Here is a 17,518-nt window from a genome sequence, read left to right on the forward strand (position 1 = left end):
GGGGCGCCTATGACCGATCGTACCATTCTCGTTGTCGGCACTTACGACACCAAGGACGATGAACTGACCTATCTTCGCGAGGTGATCGAGGCACAGGGCGGGCGTGTCCTGCGCATGGATGTCTCGGTGCTGGGCGACCCCTCGACCCCGGTCGAATACAGCAAGCATCAGGTGGCCGAAGCGGGCGGCTCCTCTATCGAGGCCGCAATTGCGAGCGGCGACGAAAACCGGGCGATGCAGATCATGGCGCGCGGGGGCGCGACGCTGGTCGCTCAACTCCACGCCGATGGCGTCTTCGACGGAATGGTTGTGCTGGGCGGAACGATGGGCACCGATCTGGCGCTCGACCTATGTGCGGCGCTGCCGATCGGGGTGCCGAAATACATCGTCTCGACGGTCTCCTTTTCGCCGCTGCTGCCGCCCGAACGGATCGCGGCGGATGTGCAGATGATCCTCTGGGCGGGCGGGCTTTACGGGCTGAACTCGATCTGCAAAGCCTCGCTCAGCCAGGCGGCGGGCGCGGTTCTGGGCGCGGCCCGCGCGGTGGAACGGCCCGACCGGTCGAAACCGCTGATCGGGATGACATCCTTCGGGAAATCCTTCCTGAAATACATGGTGACTCTGAAACCCGAGCTGGAAGCGCGCGGCTACGAGGTCGCGGTGTTCCACGCCACCGGCATGGGCGGGCGTGCCTTCGAGAGCCTCGCGGCACAGGGCGCCTTCGCCTGCGTCTTCGACTTCGCGACGCAGGAAATCGGCAACCATCTGCATGGCTCCGCGATCAGCGCAGGCGCCGACCGGATGACCAACGCAGGCGCATCGGGCACGCCGCAGATCGTCGCCCCTGCCTGTCACGACCTCGTCGACATGATCGGCTGGCAGCCCCTGCCCGACAAATGGGCGGAACATCCGAGCCATGCACATAACCGGCTGCTGACCTCGGTCGTGCTCGATCATGCGGAGCGTAGGGCCGTGGCGCGTGCGCATTGCGAGAAATTGGCTGGGGCAAAGGGACCGACCGCGCTGCTGCTGCCCTTGGGCGGGGTGCACGAGCTGGACCGTCCCGGTCATGATCTGCACGACTCCGAGGGGCTTGCGGGCTTCTTCGAGGAAATCCGCGCCTGTGCGCCCGACACCGTCGCGCTGCACGAGGTGGACGCGCATATCAACGACCCCGAGTTCGCCGCAACCGCGCTCGCGATCTTCGACGCATGGCGCGAGGACGGGGTGATCAAGGGCTAAGCGACATCGGCCCGGCAGCAACCGGCCCATTCGGAGAGCGACGGCGCGATCTCCTCGGCCTCCGCAAAGCGTAGGTCGAACCATCCTCGCCGCATAGGCCCGCCTCAGTCGTCGAGATCCCTTGCTGCTTCCGCGATGTGGCGCAGCGTCGTGTCGGGATCGGCTGCCTCGTGCGCCTGCAACAGTACCAGCTTCGCCAGGAACAGCTCGCGCTGTGGTTGGGGTATCGCGTCCAGCTGTGTCGCGAGCGCCTCGTAGATGGTTTCAAGCTGTTCGGGTGTCATGGCTCATCTCCTCCGATGGACCGGTGCAGCGCCGCGCGAAGGGCCTCCGGCGAGGCGTCGCGCCAGCGCGCAGCGACGTGGCCGTCGGGGCGGACGAGATACGTCACGCCCGGACCGGTGCCAAGCGCGCTTTCCGCCTCGGTCTTTGCCTGAAGGACCACGATGGTAAGATCGTCCTTCGCCAGACCCTCGAGCTCCGGATTGAAGGTCAACAGGTTGAACCCCGGGCCCAGAAGGTCGGACAGGAACCCGTCACCCACCCGCGCTTCCGGCAAAGCCGCACCGGGCACGGGACCACCCTCGAAACCGCTCTCGTCGGGCAGCACGATCGGACTGTCGGCATAGGTGTAGGGCGTCATCTGCCGCGGATTTGCCAGCTCGCCGGCAAAGGGATGCGTCAGCGCGAGGCTGAGCGCCGCGTCACGCATCAGCCGCCAACCCTCGGTCGGCGGCGTCATGAAACGGGCCGATTTCGACGCATTGGCGAAGACATCCAGCGTCGCCCCGCGCCGTTCGGGCGCGTAGCTGTCGAGCAGGCCCTCGGGCACGCGCCCAGCGATCACCCGCGCCAGCTTCCAGGCGATGTTCTGCGCATCCGCCAGCCCGTTATTGAGCCCGCGCACGCCGAAGATCGGCACGATATGCGCGCTGTCCCCGATGAAGAACACCCGGCCGTCGCGGTAGTCGTCCAGGGCCAGCGTGTTGGCGGAATAGACGCTCCACCATTCCAGCTCCCACGCGCCGTCATGGCCGAGATCGGCGAGTACGGCGGCGACGGAACGCCGTACCTCACCCTCGGCCATGGCGGCCTCGGTGCTTTCGTCGTCCCGCAGTTGATAGTCGATACGCCAGATATTGTCGGGTTGTTTGTGGACCAGCACGGTGCCGCCGCGTCGACAATCCGGGTCGAACAGCGCCCGCCGGATGGTCGGATAGTCATGGTTCATCTGGACGTCGGCGATCACATAGCGACCCTCGTAATTCTCGCCTTTCAGGCGCAGCCCGCGCATCTTGCGGGTCGGGCTGCGCGCCCCATCGGCGGCGAGAACCCAGTCGGCGGCCATGTCGTACCCCCCCTTAGGGTCGCGCACGGTGAGGGTGACACCGTCCGAGGTATCCTCGATCCCTGTCACTTCACTTTGCCAGCGTGCCTCGATCAGCGGCTCCCGCTCGATCGTCTCCCAGAGATACTGCTCGATGAACTGCTGCTGGATATTGTACATCGGGCGATATTTCTCGCGCGGGCTGTCGGGCATGTCGAATTCGAGGATTTGCCGCCCACGGTAGAAGCTCCGCCCCGTGGTCCATCCGAGCGCCTTTTCGAGAAACGGCGCAACCGCACCGATCCGGTCGAGAATGTAGAAACTCTGCCGTGCCACGCAGATCGCACGGCTGCCGTCGTTGAAGCTGGCCTTCGCGTCGAAGAGCACAGAGGCGATGCCCTCCTTTGCCAGGGCGAGCGCCGCCGCCATCCCCACCGGCCCCGCGCCGACGATGGCGACCCGTGCCCGGCGCGTGAGGCCTGCGCGATCGCTCGGCGGTTCGAAATGCGGGTAGTCGAAATAGAGCGACTCCGTCTCGCCGCGCCCGTCTGGTCTCACGCTTCAGTCCTCCCTTTGGCCCGGTGATAGTCAATCGCGACGCACGCTGTCTGTCCCCTTTGTCGGGGGACATGCTATGAAGGCCCATGTCCTCCACCGCCCGCATGATCGATGCCTGCCTCGAGACGCTCGGCGCCGACGCGTTCGCGCCGGTTTTCGCGGATTTCGTCGAGACGCTGGGTGTCGATCAGCTGATGATCTTCGCGATCGAGACAGGGGCGGCACGCTGCCTGCTGTCGCGTCACTTCGCCAATGCGGCGCTCGCCGGAGAACTGGCGGCGGCCTATATCGCGGGCGGGTTCCGACGCGATCCCCTGCTTCCCGCCCTGGAAACAGCGGCTTCGGGGAGCGTTCAGCTGCACCGTCTGGAGGGCCTGGCCTCGGAGATGGACGACGGCTACCGCGAGCGGTTCTTCGACGCACCGGGCCTCAAGGCGAAAACGACGGTGCTCGCCGTAGGCGAGACATTGCGCCTCTTCGTCAGCTTCTATGCGGTCAAGGCGGAGGGCGGCGTCTGCGATCCGGACCTCGCCCGCTTGGCCGCGCGGCTCGCCCTGCTGCATTTCGAGCGCGCCCTCGACACCGGTGTCCCGGCCGCGCTCACGGTGCTCAGCGACCGCGAGCGCGCCGTCTGCCTCGGCATCCTCTCTGGCCGCAAATCAGAGGCCATCGCGGCGGAGCTCGGCATCGCCCCCTCCAGCGTGATCACCTACCGCAAGCGCGCCTATGGCAAGCTGGGCATTTCCTCCCGCGCCGGCCTGTTCGCAATTTGCGCGGGATAGGAGCGACAATCTCGGCCGAAGTTTAGGTTCGTCGTCACGATGATCTACGTTCACTCGTAGAGCTGGCTGATGCGGTGAAATAAAAGCGCTTCGCCGGTCGGAGCGAATGGCAGGTAGCCAAGCTCGTCGGGGATCGGGAAATCGAAGCCACTCAAGCAAGCCCGCGGTGTGGCTCATTGTTCCGGGCATTTTCGGTCATCGGAGGCGAGATCACCTAGGAAGAATTCGACACCGAGCGCTGTCGCTTGGACCGCAGGTGACGCATACTCCCGGAAGGACCAAAGCTCGAGCGTCGCGTCGCGGGGGGACAGCCTCCGCCTCACAAGGCAGCGGCGCCATCGAGGTGCTCAGCCTTCGGGTCGGTCGCAGAAATAGGGGGCTGGACTCGCGGCCGTGCGCGCCGTGACCCTCGCGCGCGATGCAGCTACCATGCAGCCGGGATATTTATTCCCGACCATTCAGCCGGATTCGCGGATAGGCCGCCGGACGGAAACAACATCATCCACCTGACCGGAGCCCACCGGACGAACCGTCACAGGCCCGCGAGTGATGCCGCGAGGGTGCGCGCTGATGCCTTGCTCAAACGCGCGCCCGGCTCGCCCAGAACGGCTCCGCCGACCGACTGCCCCCAGCCGATCGCGTCTTCGACCGGATGCCCGAGGAGGCGGGCGGCGAGGTAGCCCGCATTGAAAGCGTCGCCCGCGCCGGTCGTGTCGCGCAGCTCCGTCAGAACCGGCGTGTCGCAGAGACCGGTATGGCCTTCGGCCAAATGCCAGACCGGACGCGCGCCATCCTTCACGGCGATCTCCGCGAGCCCATGTCTGCGGAGACGCTCCAAAGTCAGTTCCGGGTTCACATCACCCCAGAGCGCTGCTTCGTCGTCAAAACTGGGCAACGCGATATCGGTATGGGCGAGCATGCGCGTGATCGTATCCCGCGCCTCCGACGGCGAGGCCCAGAGCCGCGGTCGGTAGTTCGGATCGAAGGAGATACGCGCGCCCGCCTCGCGCGCATTGGCGACCGCATCGAACAGGGTGTCCCGCGCTTCGGGCGAGAGGATGGCCAGGGTGATCCCCGACACATGGACGAAATTTGCGCCGGACAGAGCCTGGTCAAGCAGATCAGGATCATCCGCGAGACGACGGGCTGCCGAGTGCTGACGCCAGTAGTGGAAACTTCGCTCCGTCCCCTCGAGCTCAATCATGTAGAGCCCCATCTCGCGCTCGAGGTCGCGCTGGACGGCGGCGAGATCCAGCCCGTCGGCCGCCATCTCGGCGAGGAAACGGTCGGACAGCCTGTCCTCTCCGATCCGCGTCACAAAGCCCGCCCGGGCACGCGGCCCAAGGAGTTGCGCCGCATGCCAGAGGGTGTTGAACGTGTCGCCCGCATAGCCGAGCCGAAACGTGCCGCCCTCGACCGGAGCGAGCTCAAGCATCGCCTCCCCGATGGCGAGCATTTTCTTAGGAGTCTCTGTCATTCACGCAGGCCTTTCGCGTCGAGGTCAAAGATGCGGCCGGTCAACCAATCGGGCCAGTCGCGCTCGAAGAAGGCACGCGCACTCTCGTCGAAGCTTCGGTTTTTGCGGGTGGCGATCTTCAACTCCTCCCCCTCCAGACGGACCAGGATTTGCGTCTGCTTGTCGATCTCCCGCTCTGTCTTGAAACGGAACGCAGCCAGATCCGTATCGCGCGCCATCGGGATCGCCTCCCCGTCGTCAGAGCAGATCGCGCGCGCGCCGCGGCTGCCACCGCCTTGCGAGATATACTGGTCGAGCGCGGCAAGGACGGCTTCGGAGGCGAGTGCCATCTGCTGCCACTGGATCGCGCGCGCGCCGTCGCCCGACCGCTCCGGGGCGATGCCGTCGGCGCGCAACTTCCGGTTCAACTCGCGCGCCGCTGCAAGCGCATCGGCGACGTCCGCGCCATTGCAGATCATCCCGGCATGGTCGCTCATCCGGGCCTGAACTTCGTCGCGGACCGACTTCACGGAATGCGCGCTGTCCGTGTTCAACCGTGCAAGCAGATCCGTCACAGCCGAAATGAGGGCCTCCGATCCGACAGCCTCCGGCGCATGGGCCGTGCGGCTCGCGCCGATATGCTCGCCCACCCGGGTGCCGAAGACCTGACCGGCATTGAGGGCCGATCCACCCGGACGCGTCACGCCATGCGTGCCCGCCGCCTCGCCCGCGGCATAGACACCGCGCAGGTTCGAGCGCCCCCAGGGATCGACCGCGATCCCGCCGTTCATATGCTGGTTGTTTACCGCGAATTCGAGCGGCGCGGCGGCGATGTCCACCTTGTAGCGGCGGTACAGTTCGATCGCGAGCGGGTTCATGTGGCGCAGCCGGTCGATCGGTAGCTCCTGATCCGCCCCGGCGGTGCCGAGATAAGTCCGCACGTCTTCGTCGAGGCGGGTAAGATCGAAAGGCTTATCTCCGGGCACGGGAAGCGGATTGCGGTTGAAATCCATGAAGACCCGCCGCCCCGCGGCGCTCTCGCGCCAAATCGCCAGATCGACGAGGCTCGACGCGAAATCCAGCATCCGCGTGGCGTGGAACGGCCACTGATAGCCCTTGCGGAAGACGTTGGAGGCCAGTTCTTGCGTGGTGCGATAGTACCGCGCGAGGAAATGATGCTCGCGCCCTTCGGCATCGACCGAATAGATATGCGGCAGGGACTGCACGTAAGTCCCCGAAAGGTTCCAAGGGAACCCCTCGCGGCGCGTGCCGATGCCGAACTGGCTCTCGGTGAGGTTCACCAGTTCGATCCCCGCTTCGAGCGCGAGACCCAGCGTTCCGAAACAGCCATTGGGATAGACGCTATCGCGATAAAGCTCGCCCGGCCCGCCCGCCGCGAGCACGGCATTCGGCGCGGCAAACAGCACGAGACCGTAGGGGTTGGCGGCGCTGCGGTCGGATTTACGGAACGCCAGCGCGCCGGCGACCCGGCGGTCATCCCCCTCCCCTTCGGTGAGCAGTTGCACGACCGTCGTGTGGTTGAAGATCGGCACGTCGAGCCGCAGCGCTTCTTCCGCCAGCACCTTGACCATCAGCCGCGAGGTTCGGGGGCCGCAGCTTGTCGCGCGCCCGGTCTCGTCATGGTCGGTCTTGTAGCGCAGCGTCGCGCCGAACCGGTCCTGCGGCAGCGGCAGGCCGAGATATTGCAACGAGGCCATCATGCGCGGCGAGCCGACCGCCTCGATATAGGCCGTATCCTCGTCCATCGCTCCGCCAGCCCGGATCGCCCGCGCCATCGCCTGGAAATCATCGCCGTGATCGGCGGTATTCGCGGTGTGCAGTGTCTGCTTGTCGGAGCCCGAGCATGCGGAGGTTCCGCCCCACGCGCTCTGGCTCGCGACGATGACCTCGCCGCCGCGTCGCTTGAGTTCGACGGCGGCGCGAAGACCCGCGGCCCCGCTGCCGACCACGAGGCAGCCGGTGCGATAGACCGGAAGGGAGAGGCCCGCGATCTCGAGCATCTCCGGGACCGCCTCGTCGGCCCGCAGCCGCGGCATCTCGATATCGGTCAGGGCGTCGAGGATTTCCTGAGGGATTGCACTGTCCATGTCTTGGCTCCGTTTGCGGTCCGGTCAGCTTTGCGGAATATCGACCCAGGCGCGTTGCCGGGACGAGCTCATGCAGGCGTCGACGATCTGGGTGATGTGATGGCCTGTCTCGAAGGTCGGCCACATCGCCTTGCCGGAGACGATGGAGCGGATGACCTCCGCCGCTTCGATGATCTTGGTCTCGTTATAGCCGAGCGCGAAATTCGGCAGCGGCAGGAAGGCCGCGTAGGTCGGATGCTCGGGCCCGACATCGATCTCGCGGTAGCCGCGGCGCCCGATCGGATCGGCATTGGTGTAGAAGCGCAGCCGGTTCACCTCGTCGAACGTATAGGCGAGGCTGCCTTTCGTGCCGTAGATCTCGTAGGTCTGCATGAATTTGCGCCCGGTCGCGACACGGCTGAAATCCACGATCCCGTTGGCGCCGTTCTCGAACGTGCACAGAATCTGGCTCGCGTCGGGATTGGTGATATCGGCCCATTCCTCGCTGCCGGTCAGCTCTGCCGTCTCACCGAGCCCCAGACCTTCGATCTTCGGACGGCGCGGCGTGACGATGATGTTGTTGGCAATCAGCGACGAGACGCGACCGACGAGGAATTCCATGAAGCTGAAGACATGGCTGCCGGTATCCCCGACGATCCCGGTCGGCGCGAGCGACCCATCGGCGCGCCACATATAGGGCACCATCGGGTCGCCATACATGTCGACATGCTGGCACCCTTTGAACATCGTGATCTCGCCGATTTCGCCCGCATCGATGATCTCCTTCGCAAGATCATGGACGGGGTTGCGCGGGAAGCCGTGACCGACGCGGGTGATAAGGCCGCGCGCCTTCGCGATATCGGCAAGCTCGCGCGCCTCCTCGGCGGACTCGGCAAGGGGCTTTTCGCAAAAGACATGCTTGCCCGCTTCGAGCGCGGCTTTCGCAACCTCGTAATGCAGGTTGTCGGGCAGGCAGATATCCACGAGATCGACCTCGGGATCGGCGATCACCTCGCGCCAGTCCTGAACGATCCGCGCACCGGGCACCCGCGCGGCAAGCTCCTGCGCTCGCGCGGGATTGCGATCGACGAGGGTGACGACGCGCGCCGTGCCACCTTCAGTGCCGAAGAAATGCGGAAAGGTCTGATAGGCCATCGTGTGGACTTTGCCCATCCACCCCGAAGCGCCGAGCACGGCAACACGAATCTCTGTCATTTGAACACTCCTCTCCTGTCCGCGCCGGTGTCTCTCTGCGCGGTCTCGTCTCTGTTTCGTCCGAACGGGCGGGCCTCCCGTCTCCCTGTCGTCTCAGCCCGCAGGCGTCTCGCCACTCGAGCCACGAATGGCCAGCGAGACCGGCGTGCGGATTTCCGGCGGCGGCACCTTGTCGTTCTCGAGCCAGGCGAGGATCGTTTCGGCGACAAGCTTCCCGAAGCCGTCAATGTCGCAGCGCACCGAGCTGAGCGGGGGCCAGGAATGGGCGGCCTCCTCGATGTCATCGAAGCCCACGATGCGCAGATCGCGGCCGACATTGCGCCCGATCTCGGCGCAGCCCGAAATCATCCCGAGCGCGACCTGATCGTTGAAGCAGACCGCGCCATCCACCTCCGGATGGTCGTCCGCCAGCTCATGCGCCGCCTGCCTGCCGAAAGCGCGGCTCGCACTGCCGGTCAGGACATGGGGTTCGAGCCCGGCGCTCTCTATCGCAGTCAGATACCCTGCCATGCGCTCCTGCGTGACGGCCCGGCCCTCCAGACCACCGACGAAGGCGATCCGCTTCGCGCCTTGTTCGAGGAGATGCTCGGTCGCGATACGCGTCCCGTTCGGATAGTCCGGCGCGGCGAAGGGGAAAAGCTCGGTCCGCATCTCGACTTTGCGCAGCACCTGCATCGCCGGAATGCCCGCCCGCTGAAGCGCGTCGAAGCTCAGCGCCTCGTCGCCATAGGCGGGCGAGAGGATCATCGCGGAGACGCCGTGCTCGATCATCGCCTCGACCACCTGCGCCTGAAGCTGCGGGTCTTCGTCAGTATTGGCCACGACGGCCGCATAGCCGCGGCTCGACAGCGCCATCTGCAACGACGTCGCGAACTCAGTGAAGAAAGGGTTGCGCAGGTCGTTGATCACCAGGCCGACAAGCCCTGCTCCGGCGCTGCGCAGATTGGCTGCCGCGCGGTTATAGACATAGCCGATCTCGGCCATCGCAGCCTGCACCTGCTCGCGTGTTTTCTGCTTCACCAAGGGGCTGTTCTGGATCACGAGGCTGACTGTCGATTTCGACACCCCGGCCTTTCGGGCCACGTCGATGATCGTCGGTCTGCGGTCGCTCGGCGCCATGTCACGCCCCCTGCGACGGAGTTGCGATCTCGAAATCGAAGACGAGGATACCGTCGATCCCGCCTTGAGCGTTGGCCACGAGCTTCGCCCCGAGCGCCCGGTGATCGGGATGTTCCTGGTAGGCGGCGAGCGCCTCCCAGTCGCGGAAATCGACGGTGAAGCCATGCATGTAACCGCGCTCGATCTTCTCGGGGCTCTCGGAGCGGCCCGCGCAGATTGCACCGAGGCCGTCGACCTTGCCCTCAATCGCGCGCAGCTCCTCCCAGAGCGGTGCGATCTCTTCCTCGCTCAGCCCGGGTTTGAATTTGACGAGAACGATGTGGCGCACTGTCATGTCAGCCTCCATGTGACGCGCGGATCATATCGGCGGCTTTCTCGCCGATCATGATTGCCGCAGCGTTGGTGTTGGACGAAATCACACGCGGCATAATCGAGTTGTCGACGACGCGCAGCCCCTCGATCCCGTTGAACCGCAATGTCGGGTCTACGACAGCCCCCGCATCGGCGCCCATGCGACATGTCCCTGCGCAGTGATGCGAGGTTTTCGAATGGGTGCAGATGAAATCAAAATAGTCCTCGTCGGTCCGCACGTCGGGACCGGGAAGGCGCTCGGCGAGGATATATTTGCGCATCGGGGCTTGTGACAGGATTTCCTGCGTCAGCTTCAGCCCCCGGATCGACATTTCGCGATCGAGCGGGTCCTGCAGGTAGTTCGGATCGATCAACGGCGCGACCGCCGGATCGCCGCTTTGCAGGCGGACGCTGCCGCGCGAGCGCGGGCGCAGGTAACAGGAATTGAGCGTGATACCGCCCTGCGGCATGGAAACCACGCCATGTTCAATGCCGGTCCCGAGTCCGAGATGGAACTGCAGATCCGGCGACCGCGCCTTGGGATCGGCATACCAGAAGCCACCGGTTTCGAACAAAGACGACGCAACCGGCCCCTTCCGTCCGAACAGATATTGCAGCCCCGCCAACGCCGCCCAATGCGGCTTCGCATAGCGGTCATAACTGTAGGGGCCGGAAAGCTCGCTGATGCAGTAGAGGTCGAGGTGATCCTGCAGATTGGACCCCACCTCCGGCTGGTCGAAGACGACATCGATCCCGAGCGAGGCCAGCTCATCCGCCGGTCCGATACCCGACAGCTGCAGCAGCCGCGGCGAACCGATCGCCCCAGAACATAGCAGCACTTCACTTTCTGCCCGTAGGCGCGTGCCATCGACAAGCTCGACCCCGGTCGCGCGGCCATTCTCGACCACGAGCCGGCGCACCTGCGCACCCAGCTTCACCGTGAGGTTCTCGCGGTGACGGTTCGGCGCGACATAGGCCATCGCAGCCGAGGAGCGGCGCACATTGCGCTGGGTCAGCTGGTAATAGGCGACCCCGTCCTGCTTCTCACCGTTCACGTCGTAATTGCGCGGAATGCCGAGCTCGGCGGCCGCTTCGAAATAGGCCTCGCAGACCGGCAGGGGCGCGCGCGGATCGCTCACACCGAGCGGGCCACCCTTGCCGTGATAGCGGTTCTCGATGCTCGCGTTATCCTCGGCCTTGCGGAAATAGGGCAGCACATCTTCATAGCCCCAGCCGGTACACCCCATCTGGCGCCATTCGTCGTAATCGAGCGCATTGCCGCGGGTATAGACCTGAGCATTGATCGCGGAGCCGCCGCCGATCACCTTGGCCTGGGTGTAGCGAAAGACTTTGTTCTGCATGTGTCGCTGCGGAACCGTTTCCCAGCCCCAGCTGCCGATGCCCTTGGTCATCTTCGCGAAGCCCGCGGGCAGATGATAGAACGGGTGGCGATCGCTGCCGCCCGCCTCGAGCAGCAGGACGTCCGCCGACGGGTTCTCGGAGAGACGCCCGGCCAGTACCGAGCCCGCCGAACCGCCGCCGATAATTATGAAATCGTAAGTCGTCTTCATGCTGGCCTCCTTGGCCAAGTCTCTCGCCGCAGCCCGGTGGCTCAGGCGGCGAGCTCTGTCTGTGCGATATGCTCGGCCGCGCGCAGGGCGAGCGCCGCGACGGTAAGGGCGGGGTTCACGGCAGCCGAGGTCGGCAGGACGGACGCATCGGCGATGAACAGGTTCGGGTGATCATGGCTGCGGCAGAACGTGTCGACGACGCTCGACGCCGGATCGCTACCCATCCGCGCCGTCCCGCATTGATGTGACGGGGTCTGCCGGTCGAAGGGCCGCGCGAGCACGATCGGATAGCCCGCAGCGCGCAGCTTTCGGCGCAGCATGTCGACGAGTTCGAGATGGGTCTCCCAGTTCGAGCGCTTCCAATCGAGCCGGATCTTGCCCTCCTTCAGCGTCACGCGGCTCTCGGGATTGGGCAGGTCTTCAGACATCGCGTAGAGATCGACCGAGCGGTTGGCGATCCAGCTTGCCACCGGACGCGGCAGCGGCGAGGCCGAGGCGAGGATCGGACCGGAGATTTTGCCGAGCAGCTGGATATTGCCTAGCGGCGCGCCGTTCGTCCCGCCCGAGAGGTAGAAATCGTTGATCGCCAGCGTCTTCTGGTAGATTGCGCGGTTCCGGCGCAGCGGGTGCAGCGCCAGCACGGCCGAGCAATTGTGGTTCATGAAATTGCGCCCGACCTGATCGGAACCATTCGCCAGCCCGGTCGGATGGCGCTCAGTCGCAGAGGCCAGCAAAAGGGCCGCGCTTTGCACCGCCCCGGCGGAGAGCACCACGACCGACGCCGCGAGCGTGCGGACCTGCCCGTCTTTCTCGATCTCGACCCCGCTTATGCGGCTCTCGGCATCGACGATCAGACGCCGCGCCCGCGCGCCCGTCATCAGCTCGACGTTCTGGGATTTCAGCGCCGTCGCCAGTCCGACGCTTTCGGCATCCATCTTGCCGCCGCAGGTATCGGGGAACGCATCCCAAGGCGTCTGCCCATACGAGAGCCAACGGTCGATATCGACCCCGAGCGGCAGGGAGGATGGGTGCAGCCCGACCGATTTCAGCCGCCGCCGGAGCGCCGCGATATCGGGCTCGTCCGGGACCGGAGGATGTGCGTAGAGGCCGGAATGGCGCGGTTCCGTCGGATCCTCTCCAAGCTGACCGCGCACCTGATAGAGCGCCTCGGCCCTCTGGTAGAACGGCTCGATCTCGTCATAGGCGATCGGCCAACCCGGCGTGGTCCCGCCTTGATGCTCCACTGGCGAGAAATCCGCCTTGCGATAGCGCATCAGAACGGCGCCGTAGAACTTCGAATTGCCGCCGACATTGTAGTAATTGCCGGGGCTGAACGGCACGTCATCGCCATCGAGCCAGGTTTCCTCGGGCCGGTAATGACCGCGCGCGAAGATCGCGTCGGGATCGCGCGCATCCGGCGTGTCGGGCAGGCGTTCGCCACGCTCGAGCACCAGCACGCGCCGTCCCGTCTCGGCCAGCGCCGCCGCCGTGGTGGCACCGCCCATGCCCGAACCGATGATGATGACGTCGGCATCGCTCATGGCTGGATGCGCTCTTCCGTCTTGGGATCGAAGGCCACCGCCTTGTCCATGTTCACCGCGAAATCGAAGACCTCGCCCGCCCGCACGGTTACATCGGCCCGCATCCGGGCGATGGCGTCGCGCCCGCCCAGCGTCATCGTCACGAAGGTGTCCGACCCGGCAGGTTCGGTTACGCCAATATGATTGCGCAGCGGCGCTATATGGGCGGCGTTGCGATCCGCGCCCTCCGGATCCGTAATCGTCTCCGGTCGGATGCCGAGAAGGATCTCGCGCCCGTCCCACTGGGCGAGATTGGCTTGCGGGAAGCGGAGCAGTTGCTCCCCCCCGTCATGGCCCGTCACGGCCGCGTGGGGCGCACCGTCCTTCACCACGATCCGCGCCGGAACCACGTTCATCGCGGGGCTGCCCATGAAGGTCGCCACGAACACATTCGACGGCGTGTCGTAGATTTCCTTCGGCGTGCCGAGCTGCTGCACATAGCCCTTGTTCATCACCGCGATCCGGGTCGAGAGCGTCATCGCCTCGATCTGGTCGTGGGTCACGTAGACGATCGTGGTGCCAAGGCTCTGGTGCAGCTTCTTGATCTCGGTGCGCATGTCGACGCGCAGTTTCGCATCGAGGTTCGACAGTGGTTCGTCGAAGAGGAACACGTCCGGGTCACGCACCAGCGCACGTCCCATCGCGACGCGTTGGCGCTGACCGCCCGAAAGCTGCCCCGGCTTGCGGTCGAGCAGATTGTCGATCTGCAGCATCTCCGCCACCCGGTTCATCGCCTCTTCGCGTTCGGGTTTGGGGGTGCCGTGCATCTCAAGGCCGAAGGTGATGTTCTGGCCGACGGTCATGTTCGGGTAGAGCGCGTAGGACTGGAACACCATCGCGATGTTGCGCTTCGACGGGTGCACACCGTTCATCGTGCGTCCCTTGATCGAAATCTCGCCGGAGGTGATTCCTTCCAGCCCTGCGATCATGCTCAGAAGCGTCGACTTGCCGCAGCCGGACGGGCCGACCAGCACGAGGAATTCACCTTCATCGACCGAGATGTCGACGCTGTGCAGCACTTCGACCGCGCCGTAGGACTTGGTGACGTTTGAAATATCGAGGAGACCCATTGGCATTACCCCTTGACTGAGCCCGCCATCAGGCCGCGCACGAAGAAGCGCCCCGAGACGATGTAGACGATGAGAGTGGGCAGCGCCGCAAGGATCGCACCCGCGAAGTGGACGTTGTAGGCCTTCACGCCGGTCGAGCTTTGAACGAGGTTGTTCAAGGCGACGGTCATCGGCTGGCTGGCCTGCCCGGCGAAGGACGACCCGAACAGGAAGTCGTTCCAGATATTGGTGAACTGCCAGATGATCGTGACCACGATGATCGGCCCCGACAGCGGCAGAAGGATGCGGTAGAAGATCCGGAAGAACCCGGCCCCGTCAATCTGCGCCGCGCGCACCAGCTCGGTCGGGAAGGCCGAGTAGTAGTTGCGGAAATATAGCGTCGTGAAGCCAAGCCCGTAGACGACGTGGACGAGGATCAGCCCCGGCACCGAGCCTGCGAGCCCGATCATGCCCAGCACCCGCGCCATCGGGATCAGCACGATCTGGAACGGGATGAAGCAGGAAAACAGCAGCATCCCGAAGAGGATCGTATCGCCGCGGAACCGCCACTTGGTCAGCACGTATCCGTTGAGCGCGCCCATGATGGTCGAGATCGCCACCGCCGGAACCACGATCAGGATCGAGTTGATGAAGTAGGGGCGCAGGCCGGTCGGCTGCACGCCGATCTGGGCCGAGGACCAGGCTTCGCGCCAGGGCTCGAAAGTCCAGACATCGGGCAGCGCCATCATGTTGCCGCCGGTGATCTCGCTCAGAGGTTTGACCGAGTTGATCAGCATCACCGCGAGCGGCAGCAGGTAGAACAGCGCGAACAGCAGCAGGAAAAGATAGATGAAGGTGCGGGTTACGCGATTTGTGCGGATCGCGACCCCGGTATCGACGGCGCCGGACATTACTTCGGCTCCTTCAGTTCGGCGTAGAGATAGGGGATCATGATCGCGGCGATGGTCATCAGCATGATAACCGCCGACGCTGCGCCCACGCCCATCTCGTTGCGGGTGAAAGTGTAGGAATACATGAAGGTCGCGGGCAACTCGGTGGCCCGGCCCGGGCCGCCACCGGTCAGCGCGATCACGAGGTCATACGATTTGACCGCGAGGTGCGCGAGGATGACGAAGGCCGACAGGAACGCGGGCCGAAGCTGCGGAATGATGATGCGGCGATAGAGGTTCCAGTTGGAGGCGCCGTCCATCTGCGCCGCTTTCAGGATCTCGTTGTCGATCCCGCGGAGCCCGGCGAGGAACATTGCCATGACGAAGCCCGAGCTTTGCCAGACTGCGGCGATCACCACGGTGTAGATCGCCATGGACGAGCTTTTGATCCAGCCGAAATGGAAGCTCTCCCAGCCCCAAAGATGCAGCGTGTGCTCGATCCCGATGCCCGGATCGAGAAGCCATTTCCACGCCGTCCCCGTCACGATGAACGAGAGCGCCATCGGATAAAGGAAGATCGGGCGCAGAAGCCCCTCGCCGCGGATTTTCTGATCGAGAAAGATCGCGAGAGAAAGGCCGATCGCGATACAGATCGCGATGTAGAGAGAGGCGAAGATCGCGAGGTTCTGCACCGCGATCGTCCAGGTCGGCAATTGGAAGAGACGCCAGTAATTGTGCCACCCGACAAGGTCGAACGTTGGAAGAATTCGGCTGTTCGTGAACGACAGGTAGCCGGTGAAAACGATGAAGCCGTAGACGAAGATCAGCATCGACGCGACAGAGGGCGCGAGAACGATCTTGGGAATCCATTCCTGAAGCCGGGTACGCAAGTCTGACTGGACCGGACGGGCCATTGCTCTCTCCTTTAGGGAAATGAGACGGATCGGTGACGTACGGGCCGGTCTCAGAGACCGGCCCGAGGGCCTTTTACTGGGCCAGCGACACGGCCTTGACGAGTTCCTTGGCGGCGGTCTCGGCGTCATAGTCGCCGTTGAAATTCGCCGTCACCACGTCATAGATCGCGTTCTTCACCGAAGCCGGGTCAGCATGGCCATGCGCCATAGAGCCCAGAAGCGTGCCGTTCTGGCTCGCCGATTTCAGCTGAGCCATCGCCTTCTTGCCGCAAGCGTCGAACTCTTCGTCCGACACGTCCGTGCGCGAGGGAACAGAGCCTTTCACCGTGTTGAAGGCGATCTGGAACGAGGGCGACATCACGGCTTTCGCCATTGCGTCCTGTGCGGCCTGTGCGTCCTCGCCCACCTTGAACATCGCGAACTGGTCGGCGTTGAAGGTCACATCGTCCGCCGTGCCCGGGGTCCGGAAGCAGCCGAAATCGACCTCGGCCTCTTTGCCGGCCCGCAGGAATTCACCCTTGGCCCAGTCGCCCATCATCTGGAAGGCGGCCTCGCCATTGATGACCATCGCGGTCGCGAGGTTCCAGTCGCGGCCCGAGAAGTTCGGGTCGACGAAGCTGTGGAGCTGCTCCATGCGCTTGAAGGATTCGACCATCTGCGGACCGCCGAGCGCCTCGGGATCGAGATCGATGAAGGCCTTCTTATAGAAGTCGGGGCCACCGACCGAGAGCACGACGCCATCGAACATCGTCGCTTCCTGCCAGGGCTGGCCACCAGCGGCGAGCGCGATCTTCCCGGAATCCTTCACCTTCTGCATCGCAGCGATGAACTCATCCCAGGTCTTCGGCTCTTCGATCCCCAGATCGGCAAGCATCTTCTTGTTCGACCAGACCCAGTTGGTCGAGTGCACGTTCACCGGAACCGCGACCCAGTGACCGTCGTATTTCGAGAACTTCTGGAGCGCCTCGGGCACGACGGCATCCCAGTTGCCATCGGCCGCCACCTTGTCGAGCTGGGCCAAAGCGCCCTGCTGTGCCCAGTCGGAGATGTCGAAGCCGAGCATCTGGACCGCGGTCGGCGGATCACCGGAGGTTACGCGCGCGCGCAGCACCGTCATCGCGCTCTGGCCGCCGCCACCGGCGACGGGCATGTCCTTCCAGCCGATCCCCTCCTTCTGCAGATCGTCCTTGAGAACGTTGAGAGCGGCCGCCTCGCCGCCCGACGTCCACCAATGAAGGACCTCCACATCCTTCGCTTGCGCCGACCCTGCGACGAGCGCCAGAACGCTCGCCATTTTCAGTGTCCGTCCGATGTAACTACGCATTGATTTTCCTCCCTGTTGCGTTGTCGTTACACATCCCTCCCGCGCGACCCTTC

Annotated in this window: 15 protein-coding genes and 1 pseudogene; 2 read left to right on the forward strand and 14 right to left on the reverse strand. The window is 64.7% G+C overall.

Annotated elements, in window-relative coordinates; translation table 11 throughout:
- Positions 1-9 precede the first annotated feature (9 nt).
- Entirely contained in the window at positions 10-1,242 is a 1,233-nt protein-coding gene (locus DEM26_RS00460; RefSeq protein ID WP_109171469.1) for a Tm-1-like ATP-binding domain-containing protein, read from the forward strand.
- A gap of 104 nt (positions 1,243-1,346) precedes the next feature.
- Here DEM26_RS00460 and DEM26_RS00465 read toward each other — a convergent pair whose 3' ends face one another.
- Positions 1,347-1,526 (reverse strand): DUF2783 domain-containing protein, encoded by a 180-nt coding sequence (locus DEM26_RS00465; RefSeq protein ID WP_088719723.1) that lies wholly within the window; start codon positions 1,524-1,526, stop codon positions 1,347-1,349.
- On the reverse strand, positions 1,523-3,127 hold the full coding sequence (locus DEM26_RS00470) for an FAD-dependent monooxygenase (protein WP_109171470.1): 1,605 nt from the start codon (positions 3,125-3,127) through the stop codon (positions 1,523-1,525). The genes DEM26_RS00465 and DEM26_RS00470 overlap by 4 nt, the downstream gene beginning before the upstream one ends.
- 86 nt (positions 3,128-3,213) lie before the next feature.
- Between DEM26_RS00470 and DEM26_RS00475 the strand changes: the two genes are divergently transcribed.
- Complete coding sequence (locus DEM26_RS00475; RefSeq protein WP_109171471.1) at positions 3,214-3,909, forward strand: helix-turn-helix transcriptional regulator; 696 nt, start codon at positions 3,214-3,216, stop codon at positions 3,907-3,909.
- A 53-nt stretch (positions 3,910-3,962) separates the two neighbouring features.
- Here DEM26_RS00475 and DEM26_RS20950 read toward each other — a convergent pair.
- From DEM26_RS20950 to DEM26_RS00535, 12 genes and pseudogenes are all read right to left on the reverse strand, one after another.
- A pseudogene (locus DEM26_RS20950) lies at positions 3,963-4,064 on the reverse strand (ATP-binding protein); the annotation flags it as partial.
- 377 nt (positions 4,065-4,441) lie between these two features.
- Positions 4,442-5,386, reverse strand: coding sequence for a sugar kinase (locus DEM26_RS00485; protein WP_109171472.1), 945 nt, complete (start codon positions 5,384-5,386; stop codon positions 4,442-4,444).
- Complete coding sequence (locus tag DEM26_RS00490; protein ID WP_109171473.1) at positions 5,383-7,473, reverse strand: FAD-dependent oxidoreductase; 2,091 nt, start codon at positions 7,471-7,473, stop codon at positions 5,383-5,385. Before DEM26_RS00490 ends, DEM26_RS00485 begins: the two co-directional genes overlap by 4 nt.
- A 24-nt stretch (positions 7,474-7,497) precedes the next feature.
- Positions 7,498-8,667, reverse strand: coding sequence for a Gfo/Idh/MocA family protein (locus tag DEM26_RS00495; RefSeq protein WP_078522170.1), 1,170 nt, complete (start codon positions 8,665-8,667; stop codon positions 7,498-7,500).
- 93 nt (positions 8,668-8,760) lie between these two features.
- Entirely contained in the window at positions 8,761-9,786 is a 1,026-nt protein-coding gene (locus tag DEM26_RS00500) for a LacI family DNA-binding transcriptional regulator (RefSeq protein WP_109171474.1), read from the reverse strand.
- A gap of 1 nt (position 9,787) precedes the next feature.
- Positions 9,788-10,120, reverse strand: coding sequence for a Dabb family protein (locus DEM26_RS00505; RefSeq protein ID WP_088722447.1), 333 nt, complete (start codon positions 10,118-10,120; stop codon positions 9,788-9,790).
- Between the two features lies 1 nt (position 10,121).
- A complete protein-coding gene (locus DEM26_RS00510; protein ID WP_109171475.1) occupies positions 10,122-11,708 on the reverse strand; it encodes a GMC family oxidoreductase in 1,587 nt (528 codons plus the stop codon).
- A 41-nt stretch (positions 11,709-11,749) separates the two neighbouring features.
- Positions 11,750-13,249: an FAD-dependent oxidoreductase gene (locus tag DEM26_RS00515; protein ID WP_109171476.1), complete on the reverse strand. Its 1,500-nt coding sequence runs from the start codon at positions 13,247-13,249 to the stop codon at positions 11,750-11,752.
- On the reverse strand, positions 13,246-14,358 hold the full coding sequence (locus tag DEM26_RS00520) for an ABC transporter ATP-binding protein (protein ID WP_088735009.1): 1,113 nt from the start codon (positions 14,356-14,358) through the stop codon (positions 13,246-13,248). Before DEM26_RS00520 ends, DEM26_RS00515 begins: the two co-directional genes overlap by 4 nt.
- 5 nt (positions 14,359-14,363) lie before the next feature.
- Positions 14,364-15,248, reverse strand: coding sequence for a carbohydrate ABC transporter permease (locus tag DEM26_RS00525; protein ID WP_078541537.1), 885 nt, complete (start codon positions 15,246-15,248; stop codon positions 14,364-14,366).
- Positions 15,248-16,141, reverse strand: coding sequence for a carbohydrate ABC transporter permease (locus DEM26_RS00530; protein ID WP_075774234.1), 894 nt, complete (start codon positions 16,139-16,141; stop codon positions 15,248-15,250). Before DEM26_RS00530 ends, DEM26_RS00525 begins: the two co-directional genes overlap by 1 nt.
- A gap of 73 nt (positions 16,142-16,214) precedes the next feature.
- Complete coding sequence (locus tag DEM26_RS00535) at positions 16,215-17,465, reverse strand: ABC transporter substrate-binding protein (RefSeq protein ID WP_109171477.1); 1,251 nt, start codon at positions 17,463-17,465, stop codon at positions 16,215-16,217.
- Between the last annotated feature and the right edge of the window lie 53 nt (positions 17,466-17,518).

The sequence above is a fragment of the Thioclava sp. NG1 genome, assembly GCF_003122275.1.
In the GTDB taxonomy this organism is placed as follows: domain Bacteria; phylum Pseudomonadota; class Alphaproteobacteria; order Rhodobacterales; family Rhodobacteraceae; genus Thioclava; species Thioclava nitratireducens.